The organism is Microbacterium sp. Leaf351 (genome assembly GCF_001423825.1).
GTDB classification, from domain to species: domain Bacteria; phylum Actinomycetota; class Actinomycetes; order Actinomycetales; family Microbacteriaceae; genus Microbacterium; species Microbacterium ginsengisoli.
Genome location: NZ_LMPK01000002.1, coordinates 37193 through 39395 on the forward strand (window position 1 = coordinate 37193; position 2203 = coordinate 39395).

3 protein-coding genes and 1 pseudogene are annotated in these 2203 nt (G+C 68.4%); all 4 read right to left on the reverse strand.

The window, feature by feature from the left end; translation table 11 throughout:
• A partial coding sequence (locus ASG00_RS00645) for a ParA family protein (RefSeq protein ID WP_235559039.1) occupies nucleotides 1–663 on the reverse strand: 663 nt, incomplete at its 3' end.
• Between the two features lie 78 nt (nucleotides 664–741).
• Nucleotides 742–1407 carry a 16S rRNA (guanine(527)-N(7))-methyltransferase RsmG gene (gene rsmG, locus ASG00_RS00650; protein WP_045247901.1) on the reverse strand — a complete coding sequence of 222 codons (666 nt, stop codon included), beginning with the start codon at nucleotides 1405–1407 and terminating at the stop codon, nucleotides 742–744.
• Nucleotides 1404–1904 carry a Jag family protein gene (locus ASG00_RS00655; RefSeq protein WP_056206134.1) on the reverse strand — a complete coding sequence of 167 codons (501 nt, stop codon included), beginning with the start codon at nucleotides 1902–1904 and terminating at the stop codon, nucleotides 1404–1406. Before ASG00_RS00655 ends, rsmG begins: the two co-directional genes overlap by 4 nt.
• Nucleotides 1905–1940: 36 nt before the next feature.
• A pseudogene (locus ASG00_RS16055) lies at nucleotides 1941–2203 on the reverse strand (membrane protein insertase YidC); the annotation flags it as partial.

The following is a 2203-nucleotide window of genomic DNA, read 5'->3' on the forward strand; positions in this document are numbered from 1 at the left end:
GATCATCTCGACACTGCCCATCAGCTGGCCGAGGCCCTCAAGCGCGTAGTACTCGCACTGGATGGGAATGAGCACCTCGGATGCCGCGGTGAACGCGTTGATCGTGAGCAGTCCGAGCGAGGGCGGGCAGTCGATGATGACGAAGTGGGGAGCGTCGGTCGTGGCAGCGAGGTAGGTCTCGAGCGCGGTACGCAGTCGGTGCTCGCGAGCGACGAGCGAGACGAGCTCGATCTCTGCGCCGGCGAGGTGGATCGTGCTCGGCGCGCACTGCAGGAGGTCGGATTCGGGACTCGACTGGACCACGTCCGCGAGCGGGAAGTCATCGATCAGCACGTCGTAGATGCTGGGCGTGTCCGCCGAGTGCGGGATTCCGAGCGCGGTCGAGGCGTTGCCCTGGGGATCGAGGTCGATGACGAGCACGCGAGCGCCGACGTGTGCGAGCGCCGCAGCCAGATTCACCGCGGAGGTCGTCTTGCCGACCCCCCCTTTCTGGTTCGACACCGTGATGATCCGGGTCGCCGTCGGAAGCGTGACCGACGCGTGCTCGAGCGCACGTCGGCGGGTCGACAGGTCCGCCAGTTCGCGAGCAAGTGGCGTGTCGTCGAGCGGTGAGTCATCCGACGCGGGGGAATGTTTCACGTGAAACACCTCGGTCTCGGTCATGTCGTCACTCACTCCGTCCACTGTAGCCGCGTGGTCGACACCGCACGTCGGCGGCCTTGCGATGTTTCACGTGAAACATCACGCTCGCGCACGACGCACGGTTCCCCGGAAGACGCGCGTCGGTTCCTCGAGCACACCATCGCCGACCGTGTCGACCCGCGGGTCCGACACGCGAGCAGCAGCGAGCTGCTTGCGGGCCGCGTCGATCTCCGCCGCCACCGACGCGCCCTTGAGGAAGATCAGCTCTCCACCGTCGCGTACGAGCGGAGCCGCGAGAGGGACAAGACCCTTCAGTGCGCTCACCGCACGCGCGGTCACCGCGTCGAAGGACTCTCGGGGAACGTCCTCGGCGCGCGCGCGGAGCACGGTCACGTGCTCCAGTTCGAGGTCGGCGACCTGCTCTGACAACCAGGCCACGCGTCGTTCCATCGGTTCGATGAGAGTCCACGCGACATCCGGGCGCGCGATCGCGAGGACGATCCCCGGCAGACCCGCCCCGGATCCGATGTCCCCGACTTCGGATCCCGTCGCGAACAGGGGTGCCGCGGCCGCGCAGTTCAGCAGATGTCGCGACCAGAGGCGCGCATTCTCGAGGGGACCAAGAAGGCCTCGCAGCTCACCCTCCCGGGCGAGCGAACCGGCGAACCGACGCGCGCGTCCGATCCCGTCACCGAACACCTCGGTCGCATACGCGGGCTCGCGTTCCACATCACCCTGTGGCGATGTTTCACGTGAAACACTCACGCGCGACGCAGCACCGTGTGACGCGCGGCGCCCTCGCCGTAGGACTCGGAGGTGAGCCCGCGCTCGGCGGCGATGTCGTGCACGAGTTTGCGCTCGTAGCTCGACATCGCCGGGAGGGATGCCTGCGACGCGCCGTCGTCGAGTCGGGCGGCGGCTCGTTCGACCAGGGACTCGAGTTCACGGCGACGCGCATCGCGGGAGCCGCCGATGTCGAGGATGAGCCGGGAGTAGCGACCCGTCGCGTTCTGCACCGCGAGTCGGGTCAGCTCCTGCAACGACGCAACGGTGTCCGGCTCGGCGAGTGCGTCGAGGGACGCGTCCGATGCCTCGACCGACACGTATGCACGACCGTTTCGCACATCGAGGGTGAGGTCGCCGTCGATGTCGGCGATGTCGAGCAGCCCCTCGAGGAAGTCCGCAGCAGCGTCACCTTCCTGCTCGAGCTGCTCGACGGTCGCCTCGTCGCGGAGGTCGTCGGAGTTCGCGGTCGTCGTCATCGAGAGTCCTTCGGATAGGGGAGTTGAGGGAGGTCGTCAGGCGGGACGCGTCGCGTCGCCACCGGAGGACGCGCCCGGCTTCGGACCGGCGGGGGAGCCGCCCTGCTTCTTCGCGCGCTGCTTGCCCATGGGCTGCTGGCGCTTGGGAGCTGCAGCCTTCGCGCGCTCGGCTTCGGCGAGCAGCCGCTGCTGCTCCGCCTCGTACTTCTCCAGCGAGACGACACGACCGCTGGAATCGACCGCCTTCCCCTTTCGAGCCAGGCGCTCCTCGCGGGCCTTGGCCGCCGCGGATCCGGGGG